The organism is Mesorhizobium sp. USDA 4775 (genome assembly GCF_054062655.1).
The window spans coordinates 5,978,968-6,001,458 of sequence record NZ_JBSSFM010000001.1 but is presented as its reverse complement, the minus strand read 5'-3'; the positions used below and the strand labels follow the sequence as shown (position 1 = coordinate 6,001,458).

The 22,491-nt window shown below is 62.7% G+C and carries 21 protein-coding genes and 3 pseudogenes; 8 read left to right on the top strand and 16 right to left on the bottom strand.

Annotation, left to right across the window (positions count from 1 at the left end):
• Positions 1-4 precede the first annotated feature (4 nt).
• Positions 5-1,381, bottom strand: coding sequence for an IS701 family transposase (locus tag ACVILI_RS29545; RefSeq protein ID WP_091586684.1), 1,377 nt, complete (start codon positions 1,379-1,381; stop codon positions 5-7).
• Positions 1,382-1,479: 98 nt separating this feature from the next.
• On the opposite strand from ACVILI_RS29545, the gene ACVILI_RS29540 reads away from it, so the two are divergent.
• On the top strand, positions 1,480-1,764 hold the full coding sequence (locus ACVILI_RS29540) for a hypothetical protein (RefSeq protein WP_038645292.1): 285 nt from the start codon (positions 1,480-1,482) through the stop codon (positions 1,762-1,764).
• Between the two features lie 36 nt (positions 1,765-1,800).
• Here ACVILI_RS29540 and mnmA read toward each other — a convergent pair whose 3' ends face one another.
• A complete protein-coding gene (gene mnmA, locus ACVILI_RS29535) occupies positions 1,801-2,991 on the bottom strand; it encodes a tRNA 2-thiouridine(34) synthase MnmA (protein ID WP_038649213.1) in 1,191 nt (396 codons plus the stop codon).
• A gap of 287 nt (positions 2,992-3,278) precedes the next feature.
• Between mnmA and sciP the strand changes: the two genes are divergently transcribed.
• A complete protein-coding gene (sciP, locus tag ACVILI_RS29530) occupies positions 3,279-3,554 on the top strand; it encodes a CtrA inhibitor SciP (RefSeq protein WP_006203587.1) in 276 nt (91 codons plus the stop codon).
• A gap of 70 nt (positions 3,555-3,624) precedes the next feature.
• On the opposite strand, the gene ACVILI_RS29525 is transcribed toward sciP, so the two are convergent.
• Positions 3,625-4,551 carry an NADP-dependent oxidoreductase gene (locus ACVILI_RS29525; protein ID WP_457102694.1) on the bottom strand — a complete coding sequence of 309 codons (927 nt, stop codon included), beginning with the start codon at positions 4,549-4,551 and terminating at the stop codon, positions 3,625-3,627.
• A gap of 89 nt (positions 4,552-4,640) precedes the next feature.
• Between ACVILI_RS29525 and ACVILI_RS29520 the strand changes: the two genes are divergently transcribed.
• Positions 4,641-5,039: a winged helix-turn-helix transcriptional regulator gene (locus ACVILI_RS29520; protein ID WP_038649207.1), complete on the top strand. Its 399-nt coding sequence runs from the start codon at positions 4,641-4,643 to the stop codon at positions 5,037-5,039.
• Between the two features lie 82 nt (positions 5,040-5,121).
• Here the strand turns inward: ACVILI_RS29520 and ACVILI_RS29515 are convergent, their stop codons facing one another.
• Complete coding sequence (locus ACVILI_RS29515) at positions 5,122-5,499, bottom strand: flagellar export protein FliJ (RefSeq protein WP_027047321.1); 378 nt, start codon at positions 5,497-5,499, stop codon at positions 5,122-5,124.
• Positions 5,500-5,950: 451 nt separating this feature from the next.
• On the opposite strand from ACVILI_RS29515, the gene ctrA reads away from it, so the two are divergent.
• A complete protein-coding gene (gene ctrA, locus ACVILI_RS29510) occupies positions 5,951-6,646 on the top strand; it encodes a response regulator transcription factor CtrA (RefSeq protein WP_006203583.1) in 696 nt (231 codons plus the stop codon).
• Between the two features lie 100 nt (positions 6,647-6,746).
• On the opposite strand, the gene ACVILI_RS29505 is transcribed toward ctrA, so the two are convergent.
• Positions 6,747-7,115: a response regulator gene (locus ACVILI_RS29505; protein ID WP_019860755.1), complete on the bottom strand. Its 369-nt coding sequence runs from the start codon at positions 7,113-7,115 to the stop codon at positions 6,747-6,749.
• 225 nt (positions 7,116-7,340) lie between these two features.
• The gene (chpT, locus tag ACVILI_RS29500) at positions 7,341-7,970 is read right to left on the bottom strand and encodes a histidine phosphotransferase ChpT (protein WP_019860754.1); all 630 of its coding nucleotides are present in this window, start codon (positions 7,968-7,970) and stop codon (positions 7,341-7,343) included.
• 414 nt (positions 7,971-8,384) lie between these two features.
• On the opposite strand from chpT, the pseudogene ACVILI_RS29495 reads away from it, so the two are divergent.
• Together ACVILI_RS29495 and ACVILI_RS29490 are read left to right on the top strand one after the other, a co-directional pair.
• Positions 8,385-8,922: pseudogene (locus ACVILI_RS29495) on the top strand (DUF1134 domain-containing protein).
• A 159-nt stretch (positions 8,923-9,081) separates the two neighbouring features.
• Positions 9,082-10,234: pseudogene (locus tag ACVILI_RS29490) on the top strand (hypothetical protein).
• Positions 10,235-10,262: 28 nt separating this feature from the next.
• On the opposite strand, the pseudogene ACVILI_RS29485 reads toward ACVILI_RS29490, so the two are convergent.
• The 5 genes and pseudogenes from ACVILI_RS29485 to ACVILI_RS29465 all read right to left on the bottom strand — a co-directional run bounded on the left by ACVILI_RS29485 (position 10,263) and on the right by ACVILI_RS29465 (position 13,971).
• Positions 10,263-11,059 (bottom strand): annotated as a pseudogene (locus tag ACVILI_RS29485) (TrmH family RNA methyltransferase).
• Positions 11,060-11,162: 103 nt separating this feature from the next.
• A complete protein-coding gene (locus ACVILI_RS29480; protein WP_027047319.1) occupies positions 11,163-11,507 on the bottom strand; it encodes an ArsR/SmtB family transcription factor in 345 nt (114 codons plus the stop codon).
• Between the two features lie 155 nt (positions 11,508-11,662).
• Positions 11,663-12,442, bottom strand: a complete 780-nt coding sequence (locus tag ACVILI_RS29475; RefSeq protein WP_038649203.1) for a HugZ family pyridoxamine 5'-phosphate oxidase — start codon at positions 12,440-12,442, stop codon at positions 11,663-11,665.
• Between the two features lie 113 nt (positions 12,443-12,555).
• Positions 12,556-13,317: a 3-hydroxyacyl-CoA dehydrogenase gene (locus tag ACVILI_RS29470; protein WP_019860749.1), complete on the bottom strand. Its 762-nt coding sequence runs from the start codon at positions 13,315-13,317 to the stop codon at positions 12,556-12,558.
• Positions 13,318-13,446: 129 nt separating this feature from the next.
• Positions 13,447-13,971: a GNAT family N-acetyltransferase gene (locus ACVILI_RS29465; protein ID WP_038653290.1), complete on the bottom strand. Its 525-nt coding sequence runs from the start codon at positions 13,969-13,971 to the stop codon at positions 13,447-13,449.
• A 273-nt stretch (positions 13,972-14,244) separates the two neighbouring features.
• On the opposite strand from ACVILI_RS29465, the gene ACVILI_RS29460 reads away from it, so the two are divergent.
• Entirely contained in the window at positions 14,245-15,228 is a 984-nt protein-coding gene (locus tag ACVILI_RS29460) for a glutathione S-transferase family protein (RefSeq protein ID WP_038649200.1), read from the top strand.
• A gap of 95 nt (positions 15,229-15,323) precedes the next feature.
• On the opposite strand, the gene ACVILI_RS29455 is transcribed toward ACVILI_RS29460, so the two are convergent.
• Positions 15,324-15,818 carry an NUDIX domain-containing protein gene (locus tag ACVILI_RS29455; protein WP_019860745.1) on the bottom strand — a complete coding sequence of 165 codons (495 nt, stop codon included), beginning with the start codon at positions 15,816-15,818 and terminating at the stop codon, positions 15,324-15,326.
• 71 nt (positions 15,819-15,889) lie between these two features.
• Between ACVILI_RS29455 and ACVILI_RS29450 the strand changes: the two genes are divergently transcribed.
• On the top strand, positions 15,890-16,819 hold the full coding sequence (locus ACVILI_RS29450; protein ID WP_027047316.1) for a metallophosphoesterase family protein: 930 nt from the start codon (positions 15,890-15,892) through the stop codon (positions 16,817-16,819).
• Here ACVILI_RS29450 and ACVILI_RS29445 read toward each other — a convergent pair.
• The 4 genes from ACVILI_RS29445 to leuA form a co-directional block, all read right to left on the bottom strand.
• Complete coding sequence (locus ACVILI_RS29445; RefSeq protein ID WP_027047315.1) at positions 16,803-17,417, bottom strand: hypothetical protein; 615 nt, start codon at positions 17,415-17,417, stop codon at positions 16,803-16,805. The genes ACVILI_RS29450 and ACVILI_RS29445 overlap by 17 nt on opposite strands.
• A 200-nt stretch (positions 17,418-17,617) precedes the next feature.
• Complete coding sequence (locus ACVILI_RS29440) at positions 17,618-18,421, bottom strand: alpha/beta fold hydrolase (RefSeq protein ID WP_038649197.1); 804 nt, start codon at positions 18,419-18,421, stop codon at positions 17,618-17,620.
• Between the two features lie 239 nt (positions 18,422-18,660).
• Positions 18,661-20,436, bottom strand: a complete 1,776-nt coding sequence (locus ACVILI_RS29435) for a tetratricopeptide repeat protein (RefSeq protein WP_019860741.1) — start codon at positions 20,434-20,436, stop codon at positions 18,661-18,663.
• 253 nt (positions 20,437-20,689) lie between these two features.
• Positions 20,690-22,435 (bottom strand): 2-isopropylmalate synthase, encoded by a 1,746-nt coding sequence (leuA, locus tag ACVILI_RS29430; protein ID WP_081295866.1) that lies wholly within the window; start codon positions 22,433-22,435, stop codon positions 20,690-20,692.
• Between the last annotated feature and the right edge of the window lie 56 nt (positions 22,436-22,491).

Below are 22,491 nucleotides of genomic sequence, written 5' to 3'. Positions count from 1 at the left end.
ACGTTTAGGTGGCGAAGCATAGTGCTTGCGCCATTCGCAGGATGCGTTGTGGCGGGATATTTTGTCGTTCCCGGTTTGGCGGGGAGTGTTGATTAATATCGCCGATCCAGATTTCGAGGCGGACTGCGCCGATGGCATCGCTGAACGTCAGGCTGGTTTTTCGGTACCACGCTGCGGCGTATGGGGTGGTGGTGCTGGTGAGCAGATCGCAGGCCCATAGCGATACGAGGGTGTAGAGACCGAGCAATGTTGGGGTGGTTCGTGCAATGGCCTTGTCGGACCATTGCCGTTGGGTCTCAACGCCAAGGTGGGCGCGGGTCTCGGCGAACGTGACCTCGATCTGCCAGCGGCGGACGAACAGGGCGATGATGTCGGCGGGCTCGAGGGCGATGTCTGTGCTGAAGAAGGCTTGGGGCGCGCGTTTACCATCGGGATCCCGGACCAGCACCCAGCGGATCGGCATTACCGGGGTACCGGGCCTGTACCACAAGGCGGTATCAGACGTGATCTCGAGCGTCTTGCCGTCGACATGGCCATACCAGGCGGACACGATGATCCTGGCCCAAGTCGTGGCGGGGTTGGACAGGAGGGTCTTGAGCTTTGGTAGTGCTGGACCTTTTTGCGCTGGCCGGCCGAGGGTGCGCGTGGTCCGCTTTGGCGGTGGCGCAAACAGGCTGGCATCCAGTCGCAGCCGGCTGATGAGCGTTGCCCTGGCAGTGATGGCATGGGCCAGTTCATGGACGGCAAAGCTGCTGTCGCCTACGAAGATGACGCGGCGCCCTGGCAGCCAGCGACAGAGTTGCAGTGCGCCCTGCCGCGCCCAGTCGGTCAGCAGCTTATGGCGCCGCCCACGTTGATGGTCGGATCGCTCGGATGGGGCAAGCAAGGTCAGGACCGGCAAGGCCTTTACCAGGCTCGTCCATGGCACCGGGGTCAGCACCATGAAGCTCAACCAGCGCAGGCCACTGGCTTTGACGAAATGGCCATGGCTGGAGCGCACTGGATCCCGGTAGATGCCCCGTGCGCTGATCCGGCGTCCCCATCGGCGTTCGATGGTGTCGTCCATGCCAATGACGATGGGGCCATCGGGCACGAGCCGTTCGACCACGAGGCCCAGCAATCGCCTGGCAACGGCACGGGGGCTCCAGCAGGCTCGGTTGAAGATTTGGTGGTAGCTTGCAAAGTTGGCGGCCTCGGCCCTGCCGGTCATGCGCAAGCAGGAGCTGACGGTCCGCTTGCCCGGCGCCAGCAAAGCTCCCATGACCAGAACAAGGACATGTTCCCAACTGGGCGCTGTGAAACAGGTGCGCAACTCTTGGAGCCACTGGCGCAGGATCTGAGGAACGGCATCGCTGACGGCGGCGTTGGGATGGTGCAGCATCCCATGCTTCGAATCCCGGCCAGCACATGTTGCAAGGCAATGACCGTGCGGCGAAGTGAATCAGACCTGACTAGGGCTGCGGCAGCTATGACTGCACAATGGAAAAGGACGACATAGCCCTGCGCATCGAAGCGTTCGACCAGGCCAATGGCGGCGGCGTTGGCTGGTACAAGGACAAAGGTGCCTACCACCTGTACCTGCTGGCAACCGAGGTGCCGATCGCCCGTCTCAAGCCGATCGGCAGAGGCGATGAGGTCAAAATCGCCTACTGGTCACACCGGCGAAAATGGGAAGACATCGACGATATGGGAGGCTGCAGCCTGCCCCTCGATCAGGCGCTCAGCCACATCGCAACCAACAGCCTCTTCTGGACATGGACCTGACCAAAAACGTACAAAGTCGAGCTGAGCGGGTAGTGTTTATTCGGCGGGAATTTGCGCCGGCCTTGCTGCAAGCTTCGTCAGCATGGCTTCGGCCTCGGCGCCGCGCTCGGAGCGCTCGATGAAGCCGCCGCCGAAGACGCGCGCTTCGTTACCGTCGTCGGAATAGAGCACGCAGGCCTGGCCGGGCGCGATGCCGGACTCACCGTCGGCCAGTTCGACGGACGTCACGCCCGCGACGTGGCGCAGCACCGCCGGACGCGGCGGCCTGGTCGAGCGCACCTTGGCGAACAGTTCGAGGCCGCCTTCGGGAATATCGTCGAGCGGTCCGTCGCCAAGCCAGTTCATGTTGCGCAGATAGATCTTGTGCGTCTCCAGCGCCTCGCGCGGGCCGACGATGACGCGGGCCCGTTCGGCATCGAGATGGACGACATAGAGCGGCTCGCCCGACGCGATGCCGATGCCGCGGCGCTGGCCGATCGTGTAGCGCAATATGCCCTCGTGGCGGCCGAGCACGCGGCCGTCGATATGGACGATGTCGCCCGGATTGGCGGCGGCCGGCTTCAGCTTGGCGATGATGTCGGAATATTTGCCCTGCGGCACGAAGCAGATGTCCTGGCTGTCCTGCTTGGCCGCCACGGTCAGCCCCATCTCCTCGGCCATGGCGCGAACTTGCGGCTTCGACAGGCCGCCCAGGGGAAAGCGCAGATAGTCGATCTGCGCCTGCGTGGTGGCGAACAGGAAATAGCTCTGGTCGCGATCGGCATCGACCGGCCGGTAGAGCGCGCGGTGGGCGCCATTGGCACCGGAGCGAATGTAGTGGCCGGTGGCGAGCGCATCGGCGCCCAGTTCCTTGGCGGTGGCCAGCAGATCGGCGAACTTCACAGTCTGGTTGCAGGAGACGCAAGGAATGGGGGTCTCGCCGGCGACATAGCTCTCGGCGAAGGGGTCGATAACCGCCTTGCGGAAGCGCTCCTCATAATCGAGCACGTAGTGGGGAATGCCAAGCGTCTCGGAAACGCGGCGGGCATCGTCAATGTCCTGTCCGGCGCAGCATGAACCGGCCCGGTGCGTGGCCGCGCCGTGATCGTAAAGCTGCAGGGTGACGCCGACGACATCATAACCTTCGCGCTTCAACAGGCCGGCGACCACGGACGAATCCACGCCGCCCGACATGGCGACGACGATGCGGGTGTTTTCGGGACGTCCGGGAAGGTCGAGACTGTTCATGATGCTTTCATTCTGAGCGGCGTCTGAATGCCAATGTCGAGAATATAGGTCAAGCTTTCCGCCGGCGCCAGCTTGCAAGGCGATCGACGGTTTGCGGGCGATCCGCGATCGGCCGGATTTTTTCCAACCAATTCAAGGCTTCCAGCCGGATGTTTCAAATGCCTGCGAAAAGACTAACGCGGCGTTCACGATCCTTACCTAGTCATTAGGGTCTGCTTAGGCAATTTTTAAAGCTGTGGCGGTAACGTGGCGGGGATTGGGTCTTTGAGTTTTTTGTAGAGAGTACGATGACCGATCTGGTTAGACCTAGAGTTAAGTATGTTATCGGGCCTGACGGCAGCCCTCTCACGATTGCCGATCTGCCGCCGACCAACACGCGTCGCTGGGTTATCCGGCGCAAGGCGGAAGTGGTCGCGGCGGTGCGCGGCGGGCTTTTGAGCCTCGAAGAGGCATGCCAGCGCTACAAGCTGACCACCGAGGAATTCCTGTCCTGGCAGGCGTCGATCGACGAATATGGCCTTGCCGGGCTGCGCACCACGCGCATCCAGCAATACCGGCACTAGGGCCGGGCTGAAGAGACAAAAGGGCGCGGCATTCCGCGCCCTTTTGCTTTTAGGTCGTGTCTTTCGTTGTTCAAACCGTCAGCGCCACCTTGCCGATCGGCTTGGTGGCGAGAAAGGCGTGGGCGGCCCCGGCCTCTTCGAGCGGGAAGCTCTTGGCCACATGGACGGTGAGCTTGTTCGCGTCGATCAACCGGCCAAGTTCCACCAGGCCATCGCGGTCAGGCACGACGGACATGCGCTCGACGCGGATGTCGCGCGTGCTGGCCTGCGCCCTGGTGGTGTCGTTCAGGTTCAGCAAGGACACCAGCACGCCGCCGTTCCTGATGACCTTCAGCGAGCGTTCGGCATGATCGCCGCCGATTGGGTCCAGCACCAGATCGATGTCGCTGACCCGGCCGGCAAAATCGCCTTGGGTATAGTCGATGACCTCGTCGGCGCCGAGCTCGCGGACGAAATCGAGCTTGTTGGGGCTGGCGGTGGCGATGACGTAAGCGCCGCGCGCTTTGGCGATCTGCACCGCCAGGTGGCCGACGCCGCCGGCCGCCGCATGCACCAGCACGCGCTGGCCCGATTTCAAGGCGCCATGGCGGACAAGGCCCTGCCAGGCGGTCAGGCCGGCCAGCGGCAGCGCGCCTGCCTGGACATAGTCCGCCGCCTTCGGCTTCGGCGCGATCTCGTCGGCCGGCACTGCTGTAAGCTCGGCGTAAGCCGCCGCCTGCTTGGGGAAGCGTGGCATGCCGAACACCTCGTCGCAGACCTTGAGGCCGATGACGCCGGCGCCGAGCGCCTCGACGGTTCCCGAAATATCCCAGCCGAGGATGAAGCGCGGCTCTCCGAGAAGCTTATAGTGACCAGAGCGGACGGCGCCGTCGACCGGGTTGATGCCGGCTGCCTTGACGCGGACCAGCACTTCGCCGGCCTTGGGAGAGGGATCGATCTGGTTGGCGATGACAAGGACTTCGGGTCCGCCGAAGGAATTCTGGATAACGGCACGCATGGTATCTCTCCTGCTTGGTTGGTGTCGCTATCATTTGGATAGTAATATTCCCTTGTCCAGTATGTACCTTTTTGATATATACGCACCTCATGGATAGTAATGACGACTCCCCCTTCGGCTATGATGCGTTCCGGCGGACGTGTCCTTCCCACACCGTGCTCGAGATGCTGGCCAGCAAATGGGTCTATCTGGTGGTTTGCGCGCTGCGCAAAGGCCGGCTGCGCAATGGAGAGCTTGCCCGCAAGCTCGAAGGCATCACGCCCAAGATGCTGGCGCAGACATTGCGCGTGCTCGAGCGCGATGGCCTGGTGCGGCGTGAGATCTTTCCGGTCATTCCGCCGCGCGTCGAATATGAATTGACCGAGCTCGGCCATAATCTAGGGGAGCTGCTTACCCAGATCAGGGGATGGGCGGAGCAGCACGCGCCTGACATCAAGGATGCCCGTGCCAGGGCGATCGCCGTCAATGAAGGGGATTGGGCCGCCTAGAGCGGGGATCTCGCGGCAAGTGGGTGGCTCGGGCCGATGGCCCGATGAGCTCCCCGCCCGCGCCGGTGCCGATCTCGCCGGGTCAGCCGATCATGGCGCTGCGGCCGCCGGTTTCGGCTTCGCGGACCTTGGTGTCGCGCGATTCCAGCATTTCAGCTTTGGAAAGCTCCGCTTCAGCTTCGCCGAGTAATGATTCGGCAGTGCTTCGCTGTTGGGCGAGGTCGCTTTGCGAATTTCTGAGGTTGTCGCGGCGCAAGCGCGCCGCCTTGGCGAAGGTCGGATAGGCGAAATGATTGATGTCGGTGATGCCGGCTTTCTTTTCCTCGGCGGTGATCTGAAGCTCCAGTTCGACGGCCATGCGTTCGAACTCGGCGATCATCATGTCGAGCTGCAGCAGCTGCCGCCGCTTCTCATTCACCTGAAACTGTTTCAGCCGAACGAGGTTTTCACGTGACTTCATGATTCGGTACTCCCGGAAACGCACACCCGCACATATCGTCCAAACCACCTGGAAAGGCCCAGGCATTGCCCGTGTCCACCGGCATCTCCCGAACTATGGGAAACAAAACCCTAAAGTTTTTTGCCGGCGGTAACCATTCGTTTACGGGCATTGTTAATCATACGGGTCAGGACTTAAGGCCGGGTAAAAATTCCGGTCGCCGAAGCGAAGGCGCGTCGATGAGTCCCTGGAGTCGCTTAGTCCAGGTTGTTAATGTGTTGCATTAGGAATTTGGGTATGAGATTCGTTATTAGATTCAAGAGGGTGTAGATAGGGGTTAAAAAATCTGATACCGTCATGGACGGGAAATTAGGTTTTGTTAACCATTCAATGGCAGCCTCTGCACAAGGCAACCACTGCTCCGGGGCAGGACGGGTCGTGAAATGGTCCGGCAGCAGAAAAGGGGAATGAAATGCGTGTTCTGCTGATAGAAGATGACAGTGCAACCGCACAAAGCATCGAACTGATGCTGAAATCGGAAAGTTTCAATGTCTATACGACGGACCTCGGCGAAGAGGGTGTCGATCTGGGCAAACTCTACGACTACGATATCATCCTTCTCGATCTCAACCTGCCCGACATGTCCGGCTACGAGGTCTTGAGAACGCTTCGCCTGTCCAAGGTAAAGACGCCGATCCTGATCCTGTCCGGCATGGCCGGTATCGAGGACAAGGTGCGCGGCCTCGGTTTCGGCGCTGACGACTACATGACCAAGCCGTTCCACAAGGACGAGCTGGTGGCGCGCATCCATGCCATCGTGCGGCGCTCCAAGGGCCACGCCCAGTCGGTCATCACCACCGGTGACCTGGTGGTCAACCTCGACGCCAAGACCGTCGAGGTCGGCGGCCAGCGCGTGCACCTCACCGGCAAGGAATACCAGATGCTGGAGCTGCTCTCGCTGCGCAAGGGCACCACGCTGACCAAGGAAATGTTCCTCAACCACCTCTATGGCGGCATGGATGAGCCGGAATTGAAGATCATCGACGTCTTCATCTGCAAGCTGCGCAAGAAGCTCGACGCGGCATCCGGTGGCCAGAACTACATCGAGACGGTCTGGGGCCGCGGCTACGTGCTGCGCGAACCCGAAGACATCCGCGTCAGCGCCTGAGCGGTAAGCGCCGCCCGAATCATTTTTCATCTTCAACAAAAAACCCGGCTTCGGCCGGGCTTTTTGCGTCATGGATCAGCGATGAGCGGCCTGTGCCGCCTCAAGCGGCGATTTTCAGGTTGCGAAAGCGCTCGAGCAATTGCGGGCGATTGAACGGCTTCAGGAGATAGCCCTGGGCGCCGGCGCGCTTGGCCCGCATGATCGAGGCGATGTCGAGCTCGACCAGCGAGATCAGGATCTGCGGCCTTATCGGGCTTTCCATGGCGCGCACGCGGCGGATGAGGTCAACCGCCTGCACGTCCGGCAGGGCACCGTCGACGACGATGATGTCGGGCATGTCGGCGGCGCACATCTCCAGTGCGTCAAGCCCGCTGGCTGCTTCGATGACCACCATGTCGGAGCCACCCAGGATGCGTTTTGCAACCTTCCTGATGACGCTTGAATCGTCGACGAACATGCAGCGTTTCATTTCCGGGTCCTCTTTGCCTTGGGGCAATCCGGTCGTGCGGGGCATCTGGCGACCACCCTAGGCCGATCTGGTAAAGAACCCGAAAAGTCTTTAGGTAAAATTTTTGGAAAGATGCCGCCCGAGAGGCTTTTCTTCACGAATGCTTCGCTGCCGCTGCGGATTGAGCCGTCACGGCAATATTACGCCGTTGAAATACTTTGTTCTCCCGGCAAGCCGGCCGGACGCTCAGGCTGCCGAAAGCACGATTTCTTCCGCCGTCGCATGGATCGATATCGTCATCCCGGCCTCGCGGGCCAGCAGCAGCGTGTAGTAGGGCTGCACCGAATGCGCATCGATCGGCTCTTCCGGCTTGTGACCGGAATGCAGTTCGAGGAATTTCGGTGGCACGCGCAGCATCGGACCGCTTGCCGAAAGGGAAATGCGCGGCTCGGTTTCGAGATTCTCGAGGGTGACGACCAGCTTGCCGCCACGTGGAATGGCGGCGTTGGCGACGAGGATCAGGTTGAGCAGCAACTTGACCTTGTTCTTGGGCAGCAGCGCGCGCGCCCCGTTCCAGGTCAGTTCCGGCTTTTCGTTCTTGAGGAAGGCGATCGCCACCGCTTCGGCGTCGCCGGTGTCTATAAGCATGCCAGCGGAGCCTGCCGCGCCGAAGGCGATGCGGGCGAACTGCAACCGGGCCGAGGCGTTCTTGGCGCTCTGGCGGATGAGCCGCATGGCGTCTTCGTCGGCGCCGCCCTCGTCAAGCAGTTCAAGCCCATTGTTGATCGCGCCGACCGGCGAGATAATGTCGTGACAGACGCGGCTGCACAGAAGCGCCGCGAGGTCAGGCGCGGAAAGGGTGAACAGATCGGCCATCGGTGAAAATCCCTGCAAAATTCCACAATTCCTGGCCGAGCGATTGATCGTCGCGCCTGCCCACACGAATCACGCCTCAACCCGAGGCTTTCTGAATACACAGCACCCGTACGTACAGCAACAAATCCAAAATTGTCGTCGGCAAATGGCGCGTTTGCGCAGACTTTCAGCGCCGCGCGACCCCAAAAGCTAGCCTTCGAACCGCCATCTTCCTGTGGGAGTTAATGGTTGAAAAAGGATTACGGCATAGTTTGCCCCTAACAGTCATCCTTAACGGCCGCCTAAAGAGCCGGACCGGATGCGAGGCGTCGGCGAAAGTGCTCCATGACGGAGATTGGAAGCATGTTTTCCCGATTCTACGACCGGAGTTTCCTCCGTGTCATCTCAGGCCGGAAGTTTCTCCGTGTCTGCTCAATGGCGATCACGCTCATGGGCGTCCTCGTCTTCTCGACTTCAGCCCTGAGGGCCCAGGAGTACACCGCTCAGGAGATTGTCGATTCCGGTCACAAGTTCTTCGGCGCGACATCGGGTGGGCTCGCCACCGTCGTCGAGAAGATCTTCGCCTCCTACGGCCTGCCCAATGGCTATCTGCTCGGTGAAGAGGGGTCGGGCGCGCTGATCGGCGGCCTGACCTACGGCGAAGGCACACTCTACACCAAGAATGCCGGCGACCACAAAGTGTTCTGGCAAGGCCCGTCGCTGGGTTGGGATTTCGGCGGCGAGGGGTCCCGGGTGATGATAGCTGGTCTACAATCTCGACGATGTCAGCAACCTCTACAACCGCTATGGCGGCGTCGCCGGTTCGGCCTATGTGGTGGCGGGCGTCGGCTTCAATGTGCTGAAGAACAACAATGTGCTCCTGGTGCCGATCCGCACCGGCGTCGGCGCCCGGCTCGGCGTCAATCTCGGCTATCTAAAACTGACCGAGCGGGCAACCTGGAATCCGTTCTAAAGTCCACCCGTCATGACCGCAATGCCAAGTTTTCGATGGGAATTGTAGCCCTTTGACCCTCCACACGCTGTGGCAAGCTCTTGCCGCAGCGCCGGATTTCCGCCATGCCAGTGTGATGCGGTCCAGTTCCGGCGGTTGCCGCCGATAGCGGGTAGTCCTTTGGTTCAGTCGGTCCTGTTCTTTGCCCTCGGCTTTCTCTGCGCCGGCTTCCTGGCGCTGATGGTGGCTCCGGCTGTCTGGCGCCGTGCCGTCGCGTTGACCCGCAGGCGCATCGAGGCCTCTATCCCGCCTCACGCAGACCGAAATCCAGGCAGACAAGGACCGCATCCGGGCGGAATACGCCATGGCAAACCGCCGCCTCGAAATGAACGTCAAGGCGCTGCGCGAGAAAGCGGCCGAACAGCTCGTCGAGATCAGTCGTGGCCACGAGGCGTTGAAGGGGTTGGCGATCGAGCGCACGGACAAGAACCACGCACTTGCCGAACTCGGCGCCAAGAACGAGGCGCTGCGGCAGCGCGAAGAGGAACTGCACCGGCTTTCGGAGCTGCTCAAGGAAACCGAACGCAAGCTGGAGAAGCGGGCGCTTGAGCTCGAAAAGCTGGAGCACATGTATGACGATGCCAGTTTTTCCTCCTCCAGCCGCCAGATCGAGCTCGTGGCGCGGGAGTCCGAATTGCAGAAGCTGGCCAGCGATATCGCGCTGCTGCGCGGCCAGCGCAAGGAAGCGGACCGGCGCCAGCAGGAGATCGCGGCCGAAAGCAAGGCCGCGCGCGACGCGCTGAAGGCGGAGAAGAAAAGGGTGGCCGAACTCGACAAGAAGGTCGAACGGCTGCTGGCGACGCTCGCCGATCGCGAGGACAAGCTCGACCGCCGCGAAAAGGAGCTGGCGCGGCTGCGCGAAAAGGCGAAGGCCGAGGATGGCGCACCGGCCTTGCGGCTGGTCGGCAAGCCGGATGAAGCGGGCAGGCATGACGATGCCAAACAGCGCGATGATCTGGACCAGGCGATCGCCAAGCTCGATAGCGACCGCGAGCGGCTGGAGGCCAGGCTGACGGCACTGGCGCGCGAGAACAAGCGGCTCAAGGCGGATCTCGGCGCCGCGGCATCGTCCGGCACGGCGAATGCCAGTGCCGCGCTGCGCGAGCAGATGAACGAGCTGGCGGCTGAAGTCGTCCACCTGACGGCCAAGCTCGAGGGGCCCGATTCCCCGATCGCCAAGGCGCTGGCGGCGCCGCAGGACAGCCGATCCAGCGGCGGCGACCGCAGCCTCGCCGATCGCGTGCGGGCCTTGCAGAAGGCGGACGCGAACTGAAACGGCGGTGCCCCGCCGCCGCCCTTGCTCAACGATTCGAGAAGTGATGCAGGGCAATGGCTGACGCGGCGGCGACATTCAGGCTGTCGAAGCCTTTCGACATGGTGATCCGCACGGTTTGCAGGCGCGCCAGCAGGCTTTCTGGCAGGCCTTCGCCCTCGGTGCCGAGATAGAGCGCCAGGCGCTGGGCCGGCCTTGCGTCGCGTATGTCGGTATTTCCGCGCGGCGATAGGGCGAATTGTTCAAAACCCCGTTCGGCGAGCGTCGCCGTAAAGCCTGACGTGTCGGTGAAGGACGCAAACGGGATCTTGAGCGCGGCGCCGACGGATCACGGATCGCCTTGCGGTAAAGCGGATCGCAGCATGTCGCATCCATCAGCACCGCATCGGCGCCGAAGGCGGCGGCGTTGCGGAAGATCGACCCCATATTGTCGTGGTTGGCGATGCCGACGAGCACCACCACCAGGGCCTGGCCGGACAGGGCATCCAGCAACGGTCCGGCCGCTTGCGGCGTCTCCTTGCGGCCGATGGCCAGGATGCCGCGATGCATGTGGAAGCCGGCGATCGCATCCATCACCGCGCTGGTGACGATGTAGACCGGCAGGTCCGCCGGCGCCTTGTGCAGGATGTCCTCCAGGCCGTCGAGCCGGTTTTCCAGGACAAGAATGGATTCGGCGCCGAAGCGGCCGGACGACAGAAGCAGGTCGAGGACCACTTTGCCTTCGGCGACGAAACGGCCTTGCCGGCCGGCAAGATCGCGCTCGCGGATATCGAGATAGGCGGCGACGCGCGAATCCCGTGGGTCGTCGATGCGAATTGGGTCCATGTCCTGCGCTCAAATATCGAGAGCGTGGTCCGCGCGTCGGGAGAGACGCACAAGCCACGCTCCGGAAATCGTCAGCGAGGTAAGCGGGCGCAGGAGCGTCCGGTCAAGTCCCGGCGCGGCGCAATCTCTGCGCCATCTGGGACAGGTCCTCCTTGCCGGTGCCGAAAATACCATCCAGCACGACAAGCAGTTCGCGCACCGCGTCGGATTTGCAGGAGTAGTAGATCATCTGACGGTCGCGGCGGGTTTCCACGAGGTCAAGCGCCCGCAGCTTGGCCAGATGCTGCGAGAGCGCGGATTGGCTGAGCATCACCTTGTCGGCGATGGCGCCGACCGACATTTCACCGTCGATCAGATAGCTCATAATCAACAGCCGCTTTTCGTTGCCCATGAGCATCAAAAATTCGGCAGCAGATTCGGCGTTTGCGATTAGCTTTGTCGAGACCATGAATGCCCCATGCTGTTTGCTCATCGAGGCGCCATGGGGGCAATGGTGCCTGAATCCATAAATTCACTTGCGAAAGGCCACCGACGAGTCAGCGCCCTCTCTGGAGGGTAGAACATTTCTTTCAAATCTCAAGTGTTGCTTTTGATCAAATGCAATTAAGTTTCATTATTTGCCTGCCCGGCCGCCCGGCCGCCCCTGGCCATTTCGACCAGAACGGGTCGCAATTCCCGCGCTGATACCAGCGGTTGTGGGAAGAATACGCGGCAAACATTGTCTCCCGACACCAGATCCATGCCATCAACGTCCAAACCGGCAATGCTCCAGCCGTCGCCAGATGCCCCGGCGTAATGATGCGCGTAAACGGCGACCGCGTCCAGATGGTCCGCGTTCATGTGCTCGACGGCGGATTGTTCGCCCGCCGCAAGCTCTTGGACGATGGGTCCGACGGTGACGAGATCGGAGCGATCGAGCAGATAGGCCTTGCCGAAACCGCCATTGAGGCTGGCGCGCTGGGGCTCGAGGCGAAAGATCGAGAAGTCGCCGAGCCCGGCATAGAGGCTCGCCTTGGGATTGCGGTTGAGATAGCGGCGCTCGGCGCGGGCGTGCGTGTCAGAGCCACGCTCGAGCCGCGACGCCTGGCAGATCAGCGTCAGCCGCGGATATGCCAGCGGGTCGCCCTTGCCGGGCTCGCCGAGCAGCAGGGAACAGCGTGGATCGGCAAGCATGGCGGGCGTGTGCGCCGAGAGCATCGAGACCAGGATCAGCGGCGCGCCGTCGATATCGGTGGCAACACCAACCCGGCTCGCCAGCGGCGACCCGGTCTGCGGCTCCAGCACCGCCAGGGCGCCGAAGCGGGCGCTGCGCAGAAGCGTCTTCGCCAAGCGGATCGCCTCGGCGTCGGTCTCGCGGATCACGTCCTTCTTTTGATCGTCCAAGGGTCTCGTCCTGCTAAGTTGATTTTCATATTCCACTTATCAGACGATGATGCCGGTTTTGGCAAGCGTTCTATGCAAGCCGCCCAAAACCGCATCGCACTTCTGGACTTATACTACTTCGGCGCCATGCGGATGGCGCCGTCGAGGCGGATGGTTTCGCCGTTCAGCATCTGGTTTTCGATGACGTGCAGGGCAAGTGCGGCATATTCGGACGGTTCGCCGAGGCGGGACGGGAAGGGCACGGCGGCGCCGAGCGAATCCTGCACCTCCTGCGGCATGCCGGCCATCATTGGTGTCTTGAAGATGCCGGGTGCGATGGTGCAGACGCGGATGCCGGAACGGGCGAGGTCGCGCGCCACCGGCAGGGTCATGCCGACCACGCCGCCCTTCGAAGCGGAATAGGCGGCCTGGCCGATCTGGCCGTCATAGGCGGCGACCGAAGCGGTGTTGACGATGACGCCACGTTCGCCGCCCTGCAGCGGCTCGAGCCTGGCGGCGCGGTCGGCGACCAGGCGGATCATGTTGAATGTGCCGATCAGATTGACCTCGATCACCTTGCGGTATTGATCGAGCGGGTGCGGCCCGTCCTTGCCGATGGTCTTCATACCAATGGCGATGCCGGCGCAATTGACCAGGAGGCGCGGCTCGCCAAGCTTGCTCGCCGTCTCGGCGACGGCGGCGGCGCCACTGTCGGCGCTGCTGACGTCGCATTGCACGGCAATGCCGCCGATTTCGGCCGCGACCTTGGCGGCGCGGTCGATGCCGACATCGAAGATGGCGACGCGGGCACCCTTGGCGGCAAGGGCACGCGCCGTTGCCTCGCCAAGCCCGGAGCCGCCGCCGGTGACGATTGCGATCTGGCCGTTCGGGTTCATGGCGTCATCCTCTCCCGGAGCATTTCATTATTTCACGAAAGCGCCGAACCGTTTCACATCTTCCTAGAATTGCTCCAAGAAAACAGGGATGGATCAGGCCCGGATCGACGGTCAAGGTCAAGCCATCGCCTAGACGTGCTCGGCGACCCTGGCCTGGGTGGCATGGCCGACCTCGCCCGTGAGCCTGGCCACCGCGCCCGGCGTGATCTCGTGCGACAAAAGGCGGTCGAGATCGACAGGGCGCGGCATCGAGATCTGGCCGCGCGGGATGCGCTTGAAGCCGAGCGGCCCATAATAGGGCTCGTCGCCGACCAGTATGACGGCGGGCGCGCCGGCCTTTGCAGCCGCTTCGAGTGCGATCGCCACCAGCCGACGGCCGATGCCGAGATTCTTGAAGGCCGGCCGCACCGCGAGCGGCCCGAGCATCAGCGCGCGGCCGGCGCCGGCGGCGATGCGGGTCATGCGCACCGAGGCGACGACGAGATCGCCATCGACCGCCACAAAGGACAGCGCACGCTCGTGGCCGCCGGCTTCGCGGATCTTGTAGGCGGCCAGCACGAAGCGGCCGGGCCCGAAGGCCTCGTCATTGATGGCTTCGATTTCGGGGTCGTGCGCCGGAGTTTCCGGCAGGTATTTCACGTCGGCAAGGCTCATGGTCTTTGCGTTCCGGTAGAGGAGGAAAGGTTGCTGCAAACGGCAGCGTTCGCCAGTCAGCGCTTCATCAAGCGCGGGCGCCCTTTCGTCGTCGGTCAAACCGGATCAAAGCAAAGTCGAACATGCGGAGTGTCCGCTAGCATCAATTTTCGGCCGCCGCAATTGGCCTGATGTGTTCGCCGGCTCCGTCAAGTGACGGTCTGTTCAGCGCCTGATGTCTTCGGCGGGGCAAGCTTGCGCCTAGATAATGTGAAAGGACGCAAGGAGATTCGCATGGGATTGCTGGTCGAGGGCAGGTGGCAGGATCGTTGGTACGATACGGCGGACAATGGCGGCAGGTTCGTGCGGACGCAGTCGCAATGGCGTGACTGGATCACCGTCGACGGGGTGCCGGCCGAAGGCCGGAGGCGCGGCTTCAAGGCCGAGCCGGGCCGCTACCATCTCTATGTCTCGCTCGCTTGCCCGTGGGCGCATCGGACGCTGATTTTTCGCGCGCTGAAGAGGCTCGAAGGCATCATCTCCGTCTCGGTCGTGCATCATTTCATGGGCGCCAACGGCTGGACATTCCTGGCCGAGGACGGCGCCACGGGCGACACGCTTTACGGCTTGGATTTCCTGCACCAGATCTATGCCAAGGCCGATCCCGCCTATTCCGGCCGGGTGACCGTGCCGGTGCTTTGGGACAAGAAGGAGCAGACCATCGTCTCCAACGAGTCTTCAGAGATCATCCGCATGCTCAATTCGGCGTTCGACGCATGGGGCGATGCAAGCCTTGATTTCTATCCCGAGGATCTGCGCAATGAGATCGACCGCGTCAACGCGCTGGTCTATCCCGCGGTCAACAACGGCGTCTACCGCGCCGGCTTCGCCACCACGCAGCGTGCCTATGAGGAGGCGTTCGGCGAATTGTTCGCGGCGCTGGATACGTTGGAGGAACGGCTGTCAAAACAGCGCTATCTCGTCGGCGACCGCATCACCGAGGCCGACTGGCGGCTGTTCACCACGCTGGTGCGCTTCGATCCGGTCTATGTCGGCCATTTCAAATGCAATTTGCGGCGCATCGCCGACTATCCGAACCTGTCGAACTATTTGCGCGATCTCTACCAGGTGCCAGGTGTCGCCGCGACCGTGAACCTCCATCATATCAAGGCGCATTATTACGGCAGCCACGAAACAATCAATCCGACACGGATCGTGCCGGTGGGGCCGGAACTGGACTATGGCGCGCCGCATGACCGGGCAAGGTTCGCGACCTGAGATCTGCAGTCCCCGCGGCGGGGATGGTCGCTATCGGAAGGTTTCCGTGTTGATGCGAGCCTGTCTGTCAAGCTCGGCCTTCAGGAAAGGCATGCTTACCAATAGGGCGACGCGGGTTCCTCCTCAAAAACCTCGGCGATACGTCGCAGCGTTGCCGGCGTCGTTCCCTCCGGCAAACCATCGAGCGGGAAGAAGCCGGCCTCGGCGATCTCGTGGTCCGGCAGCTTCGGTATCGTCTGACTGAATTGCTCGATGACGTAAAAGCCGACATGGTCGCGGCGGCTGGAGCGGCGGTTGAAGTGCATCGACTTCAGCACCGCCGGCGCGTTCAGCGCGATGTTGCCTTCCTCGGCGAGTTCGCGCACCAGCGCCTCGGCCAGCGTTTCTCCGACCTCGACGCCCCCACCGGGAAGCTGCCAGCCGGGCACATAGGTATGGCGGATCAGGAAAACGGAATTCGTCGCGGTATCATGGACGAGGCCGCGCACGCCGAGTGTCATTGGCCGCCGCAGTACGAAATAGAGATGGAACAACCTGGCCCGCAAACCCGACCAGCCGGTCTGGCGGAAGATGTCGTCCGGATTTGCCATCAGGTGCGAAACCGTGGGTGATAAGGAAACCTTGAGTGGAAAGCGGGGCGCTGGTCGCCTATGAGGGATGGATGTTCAGGCTCGCGCATATTTCAGATGTCCATCTGGGGCCGCTCCCCGATGTATCCTATCGCGATCTCGCCTCCAAGCGCGTGCTCGGCTACGTCAACTGGCAACGCAATCGCCGGCGCCATATGCATGACGCCGTCATCGACGCCATCACCGCCGACATCAAGGCGCAGAACCCCGACCACCTCGCCGTCACCGGCGACCTCGTCAATTTGGCGCTCGACGGCGAGATCGAGATGGCCAAGCACTGGCTGGAGACGCTGGGATCGCCGAACGACGTTTCCGTGGTTCCGGGAAACCACGACGCCTATGTGCCCGGCGCCTTCGACAAGGTCTGCCGCTCATGGGCGGCCTGGATGAGCGGCGACGGCGTCAACACGCCGGTCGACCGCAACGCGTTCCCCTATCTGCGCGTGCGCGGCAATGTCGCGCTGATCGGCGTCTCGACGGCGCGCGCCACGGCCCCCTTCATGGCCAATGGCTTCTTCATGGAAGGGCAGGCGGACCGGCTCGGCAAGATCCTGCGCGATACGGCCGGGCAAGGCCTGTTTCGCGCGATCATGATCCACCATCCGCCGGTGCGCGGCGCCGTTTCGCAGCACAAGCGGCTGTTCGGCATCGCCCGCTTCCACAAGGTCATTCGCAAGAACGGTGCCGAGCTCGTCCTGCACGGTCATTCGCATCTGCCGTCGTTGTTCCAGATCGGGCTGCGCAGCACCAAGGTTCCAGTGGTCGGTGTCGCCGCCGCTGGCCAGGCGCCGGGTGGCAAGCATCCGGCCGCACAGTACAATCTGTTCGATATCGATGGCGAAAAGGGCAATTGGCGCATCCGCCTGACGCGGCGCGGCCTGACCGGGCCGGCGATACCGCCCGCCGATCTGCAGACCTTGGAACTGGGTGTGGAGGCCAGCGCTTCTATGGCCGCAGGCTGAAAACCATCGCCACGAGGCGGTCCCAGAACAAGGCGACCGACACCGCCAGGCCGACCAGCGCGCCGGCGGCGACCAGGCCAAGGCCTGACAGGAAGGCCGACCAGCCCTTGCCGCGTTGCGGCGACCGCAGCGGCGGCTCGGCCTCAGCCACCTCGGCGCGCCTCATGGCGGCGACGGCCGGCTCGACCCCGCCCTCCATCATCCTCTGGCGCTCGACGATGCGCTCGGCGACATAGCGGGTCACGGAATCGGCAACTGGCTTCATCTCGGTCGATTCGGCAAGCACCACACGGCCGATGCGGGTGTCCTTGAGGAAGCGATAAGTGCGGCGGTCGCGCCCCATGGCGACATGGCTAACGGCATCGATCCACAGGCGCGGCTGCAGCCCTGACGAAACGACGAAGTCGAAATTGTCCATGTCGGCGGGCACATCGGCAAAGACGGGTGCGAGTTCGGCGGCCAGGAGATCGAGGCGCATGCGATGCGCCTCGCGCATGTCGACGACGACATCGTCGCGGTCGGCGAAGGCGTTCTTCACATCACGGATGGCATCGGACAGTTTTCTCGACGGATCGATCTTTTCGCCTGCGTCCTTCATCGGCGTCTGCCTCGCGGGTTTGGTTAACACGGGGTTAACACAGACGCCGGCAAAATGCACTGGCGAGATGAAGCGGACAGAGGCGGTCTGGGATGTTGCGCTGAAGCGCGTCGCGTTGCGCGACGCGCTTCAGATCTTTGTTTCATGCACGTCGTTCTCCCAAAACCGAGGTCACTTTTGGGCGACATGCATTAAGCAACTCAACTGGCCGCCGCGGCGAGTTTGGGGCGAACGGGCCTGGCGCGACGGTTCATATTGCGCCGGATGATGCTGGCGATCAGATCGGGCGCTTCCTCGATCAGCATATGGCCGGCCTCCAGCACGTGATGCACATGAAAGCGCGCCGGCAGGTCGTCGGCCTGGGTGAAGGGCAGCACCGCGTCATCACTGCCCCATACCACCATCACCGGTATGGCCAGCCTGTCCAACAGTTCACGCGGGATGACGCCTTGGCGGTCGTCCCTGGTCATGGCGGCGGCGATCTCGACGAGTTTTTCCGATTGTCGGGGCCGCTTGCGCATCTCGCAGAGCATATCGGCGATGTGATCAAAAGGTCGCGCCAGTGGACCCGACATAGCGGCAAGACAGGCGAGGATCTCGGATGGGCTCCGTGCGGCGGCATAGCGGCGCAACAGCGGCCCGTTGATCTCCGGGCCGAAGCCGCCAGGCGCCAGAAGCGTCAGCGAGGCCACCTTCTCTGGCTCGGCCAGAGCCATCAAGGTCGCCACCGCTCCGCCCATCGAATGACCAACGAGATGGATGCGTTTGACCTTGCGTGCCGCAAGGTCGGCAAGAACCGCCCTTGCTGCCACCTTTGCGGGCCCGGCACCGGCAAAGTCGAACGACAGGCCATGTCCCGGCAGGTCATAGGCAAGCGTGCACGCGGAAGGGGCGAGCGAGGCGATCACGTCGCGCCAGACGTTGTGGCTACCGCCAAAACCGTGCAGCAGGACGATGGTCTTCGAACCAGATCCTTGTTCGGCGGCATAGAGCGATGAAATCATGAAGGTGGGAGCTTGTTGCAGATTGTGAAAAGCGCGGACCTGACACCAAATGCGGCTGGATTGCGCTTCACCCAGCGTCATAGCCAGTAAAATTTTCGCGATTGTTCGCGAAGGCGAGCCTGTAATTCAATGGGGTTTGTCCAGCGGAAGCCGGCAAATCAGCCCGATTGGGGGCCCTTGTTCTCCGTGCGCGACCGCCCGGCAATTCCATTGGTCCAACGGCCGGTGTTTGTTCAACTTCAGCTGGCGTCGCCGAGCCCGGCGGCGCGCAAGGCGCCGACCAGCCGCTCGGTCAGGTCGGCCGGATATTTTCGGTCGATGAAGGTCGCGCGCGGATTGGCGGCGAATTTGGGGAATTTGGCGGTGAGTTCATCGAGCAGCTTGCGTGCCAGGCTGTCCTGACCGGAGATCCTGGCGCCGATCAGCCGGGCGGCAAGATAGTGCGATTTCGTTGCCGTGGTTCTCAGTGCGGAGCTGGCGATCGCGGCCTTGCTCGTGTCGCCGAGCATCAACTCGCCGGCGAAAAGCCCGAAATCCCACCATGTCGGATGGCCGCTGGAGGCATCCACCGCATGAGCCAGAAGGGGTGTTCCCTCGGCGTAGCGGCCGGCGAAGACCAACCCATAACCATAGGCGGCCGCCATGGAGACGTCATAGGGGTTGAGATCATGGGCCTTGCGCATCCAACGCAGCGCCTCGTCGGCATTGCCAAGACGCGAATTGATGTAGCCGTAGGAACGATGCGCATAGGGACTGGTCGGGCCCATCTGCACGGCGCGATGGGCGAATGTCATCGCCTTCTCGATCGTCGCATCCGGCGGATAGGCGTAATGGTCGTTCACGGCCTCGAGGTGCAGCGAGGCGAGCTCGGAGTAAACAAGCGACGATTTTGCGCCGTTCTCGGCAAGGGTTTCGAGGCAGCGATAGGCGGCCTCGTGGGTTCTGGCGTTCTGATCGAGATAGTATTTGCCGTTGAGCAGCAGGCACTGCGTCAGGCCGTTCTGAATGCCGCTCTGCTCGATATAGTTGTAGATCGTGCCGGACGCGGGCAGTGCCGAACTCAGGATGCCGGCGATACGGTCCTCGACGGCCGATGGCGCGCTGTCGGCGGCTGTCAGGTTGCGCGACAAAAGCACACGTCCGGTCGCCACGCTCTGCAGCTCGATGGTGATCTCGCCCGCGCCCGGTCCAGGCAGGACATCGAACATGAAGCTCGTTGCACTGGCGACCGGGTCGGTCTTGTCGACCGTGTCGCGGCCGATAAAGTCGATGGTATCGAAGCCGCTCAGGCCGGCACGCAACGACGCGGCGACGCGGCTGGCGTCCGCGCCGCTGGCCTTGACGGCGATGTAGACGAGCGGCAGGGCCTCGCTGGCCGGGGACGGTGCGATGCTGCTGGTCAGGCCGGCGCTCTCGAACGTCGCCGGCAGATCGCCGCCGGCGAGCAGCGCGCCGCCGCCCTGGCGCAGGATCAGGACGCCGAGCATGGCGATGACCACAACGATCGCCATCCAGAAGAACGTGAGATGGCGCGCCACAGAGGGCGCGGGTGCCGCCGCCGGCGCCAGCAACGCGGCGGGCGCAACGGCCTCGTCGGCAGTATTGGGGTGCTCGGCTGGAGCTGCTGCCGCTGGCGCCTGCTCGGCGGGTTTGGCCACTTCCGGCAGACGGATCGCGTTGAGCTCATAGGCCGGAACGTAGCCGCCGCGTGGGATGGCGATGCGGACGGGCTCGGCGATGCCTTCATTGGCGAAATACTGCTGCAGCAATTCGCGCAGCCGGCCTGCCTGCACCCGCACCACGGCATCGGTCGACGGATCGAAATCGCCGTCCTTGCCGAAGACGTCCATGGCGATGGAAAAGCCCTTGAGCCTGTCGGCTTCGCCGGCCTGCTCGCGTTCGACGAGATAACGGATCAGCTTGCGCGCGCGCTCGGACCGTCCGAACGTTTCGCTGGCAAGCAGTCGCTCCAGTGTCTCGCGCACTGCGGGGGCGGCAGGCGTGGCATGCTGCAAGTGTCGATCCTCTCGAAGTCGGCACAGGTTGAGGCGCGATCATATAGGGCTCGCACCACCACACAAGTATACACCCGTTATGCGATCGCGTACCTCACCGGATAATTTTCCGGTGGTTAATGACGCTGCCGATGCCGGCTACAGGATTGGTGTGCCGCCGGTGTCAGCCGTTTGAGGCCAAGGCCTTGTTCGGCTTGAAAAAATGGCTGGCGCGAGAGTGGCTGTGATCTCTCGCGCCAATCGTCGGTAGATGCTACCGCGGCTTGCGGCCGACGATGCGGTTGGCTGCCGACGTCACCGCTTCCAGCGAGGCGGCGACGATGTTGGTGTTGATGCCGGCGCCGAACAGCTTGCCGCCGGGATATTCCATTTCGACATAGGAAATGGCGGATGCATTGGAGCCACGCTGCATCGAGTGTTCGGAATAATCGAGCACCGACATCTCGACGCCGACATGGCGTGACAGTGCATCGACGAAGCCGTCGATCGGGCCTGTGCCGGTGCCTGATATGGTCACTTCCTTGCCCTTGTCGAGGATCACTGCCTCGACCACGCGCCGGCCCTTGACCACTGTATCGGGATAGGTGTGGTGGTCGAGGAATTTCAGGCGCGCGCCCGGCTGGTCGACATAGGTTTCGAGAAAGCGCTCATAGATGCGCTTGGCCGGCACTTCCTTGCCCTCGGCATCGGTGATCGCCTGGATCGCCTGGCTGAATTCGATCTGCAGGTTGCGCGGCAGATTGAGGCCGTAATCGGCCTGCAGCACATAGGCGATGCCGCCCTTGCCGGACTGCGAGTTGATGCGGATGATCGCCTCGTAGCTGCGGCCGACATCGGCCGGGTCGATCGGCAGATACGGCACTTCCCAGAGGCTGGTGTTGGCCTTTTTCAGCGCCTTCATGCCCTTGTTGATGGCGTCCTGGTGCGAGCCGGAAAAGGCGGTGTAGACGAGTTCGCCGACATAGGGGTGACGCTCGGGGATCTTCAACTGGTTCGAATATTCATAGACGTCCTTCATCCGGTTGATGTCGGAGCAGTCGATGCCCGGATCGACGCCTTGTGTGTACATGTTGAGCGCCAGCGTGACGATGTCGACATTGCCGGTGCGCTCGCCATTGCCGAACAGCGTGCCTTCGACGCGGTCCGCGCCCGCCATCAAGCCGAGTTCGGTGGTGGCGATGCCGGTGCCGCGGTCATTGTGCGGATGCAGCGAGATGATCAGGTTCTCTCTGGCGTCCAGATTGCGGCACATCCATTCGATGCGGTCGGCATAGATGTTGGGCGTCGACATCTCGACCGTCGACGGCAGGTTGATGATCAGCTTGTTGTCCGGCGTCGGCCTGACGATCTCGGTGACGGCGTTGCAGATCTCCAGCGCGACTTCGAGCTCGGTGCCGGTAAAGCTTTCCGGCGAGTATTCGAAGCGATAGCCGCCGCCGGCCTTGGCCGCCATGTCGGTGATCATCTTGGCCGCGTCGGTGGCGATGCGCTTGATGCCGCCGACATCCTTTTCGAAGACGACGCGGCGCTGCAATTCGCTGGTCGAATTGTAGAAATGCACGATCGGGTTGGTGGCGCCCTTCAGCGCCTCGAAGGTGCGCGTGATCAGCTCGGGCCGGCACTGCACCAGCACCTGCAGCGACACATCGGCGGGCACGTTGCCTTCCTCGATGCACCAGCGGGCGAAGTCGAAATCGGTCTGCGAGGCCGAGGGGAAGCCGATCTCGATCTCCTTGAATCCCATGTCGAGCAGCAGGCCGAACATGCGCGCCTTGCGCTCATGGCCCATCGGGTCGATCAGTGCCTGGTTGCCGTCGCGCAGGTCGACCGAACACCAGATCGGCGCCTTGTCGATGACCTTCGAGGGCCAGGTCCGGTCGGTGAGGCCAACGGTCGGATAGGGTTGATATTTGCGGGCCGCGTCGGGCATGCCGCGGGCTGGTTCGACATGCTTGCCTGCTACAGCGGCATCAGGGCGGATCTGTTCTCGTGCGTTCATCGTCTTGTTCTCCCGGCGGCCCTCGGATCCGTCTCGGACGGATGGCTGGCGAGTGG